The organism is Phyllobacterium sp. P5_D12, from assembly GCF_054049495.1.
Genome location: NZ_JBFUMG010000830.1, coordinates 1 through 1,464, shown reverse-complemented (window position 1 = coordinate 1,464; position 1,464 = coordinate 1). Strand labels below are relative to the sequence as shown.

Here is a 1,464-nt window from a genome sequence, read left to right as displayed (position 1 = left end):
CCCCAGAACAGGACGGTATGTACGACGGCGAGCAAGCTGTCGACCTTCTGCCCGTCAAGCCGTTCCAGCTTCAATCCCATCGTCTGCATGCCTTTTGTCGCCTGGCGTGGCCCGCCCAGCGTCGTCGCGATGTAGGCAAGGGCGACAACAGGAAACATGATGCCATACAATATCCAGCCGAGACCAAGCGTCGCCACACCAATGATGGCAATCAGGATCGCAACGGGAATGCACAGGAAGAAAACGATCACATAATCGATCAGGAACGCAAAGATGCGGCTCGTGCGCACACCCTGATACAGCCGCCAATCATCGAGGCGGTTGGTGACAATTTCGCCATCAAGGGTCTTCGTGTTCATTTCATTTCCTGTTTCACAAGACGGACATATCGCCGTTTGCGTTGAAATTGGGAATTCGAGAACAAAATATCAAGAAGAATTCAATAACCGGCTTTCAAACGTTCCGCCACAGTCGGTGCAAAATAGGTCAGGATGCCATCGCAGCCTGCCCGCTTGAAGGCCAGGAGTGTTTCCATCATGACCCGCTCCTCATCGATCCAGCCATTGGCGCCGGCAGCCTTGATCATCGTATATTCACCTGACACCTGATAGGCGAAGGTCGGCACGGCGAATGTGTCTTTTAGCCGGCGGATAATATCGAGATAGGGCAGGCCAGGTTTGACCATAAGCGAATCCGCGCCCTCGGCCAGATCCTGTTCGGCCTCGCGGACCGCCTCATCGCTGTTTGCCGGGTCTATATAATAGGTCTTCTTGTCGCCCTTCAAACGCCCCGACGTTCCGATCGCCTCACGGTAAGGGCCATAGAAAGCCGAGGCGAATTTCGTGGCATAGGCCATGATCGCCACGTCCTGAAAGCCGTTCTGGTCCAGCGCATCGCGGATAGCGCCAATACGCCCGTCCATCATGTCCGACGGCGCGATGATATCGGCACCCGCTGCTGCCTGCAGCACGGCGCCTCGGGTGATCTGCTCGACGGTCTCGTCATTGACGATGATGCCATCGCGCAGGATGCCATCATGGCCGTGGCTCGTGAAAGGATCGAGCGCAACATCGGTGATCATGCCGATTTCCGGCACCGCACCCTTGATTGCTCGCGTTGCACGGTTGATGAGGTTGTCAGGATCGAGAATGCCGGAACCCGCATCATCGCGCAGGTCCGCATCGATATTGGCAAACGTGGCGATAGCGGGGATGCCGAGCTTGGCTGCACGCTCCGCCTCTCGCACCGCCATATCGACGGAGAAACGCTGAACACCCGGCATGGCGTTGATGTCTTCGCGCCGGTTCGTGCCCTCGCACAGGAAAATCGGCCAGATCAGATCATCGACGGTCAGCTGGTTTTCCTGAACCAGACGTCGCGACCAATCGGCCTTGCGCATGCGTCGCAAGCGGCGGCCTTGCGTGATTTCATCGACTGTTCTTGCCGCACGTGTTTGAAACGTTG

The 1,464-nt window shown here is 57.0% G+C and carries 2 protein-coding genes; both read right to left on the bottom strand.

All coding sequences use genetic code 11. The annotated features are described in order from the left end of the window. On the bottom strand, window positions 1-359 hold a 359-nt coding region (locus ACXJ5O_RS26830), incomplete at its 3' end, for an RDD family protein (protein ID WP_457302565.1). Between the two features lie 80 nt (window positions 360-439). After that, window positions 440-1,426, bottom strand: coding sequence for a porphobilinogen synthase (gene hemB, locus ACXJ5O_RS26825; protein ID WP_457302566.1), 987 nt, complete (start codon window positions 1,424-1,426; stop codon window positions 440-442). Window positions 1,427-1,464: the final 38 nt, after the last annotated feature.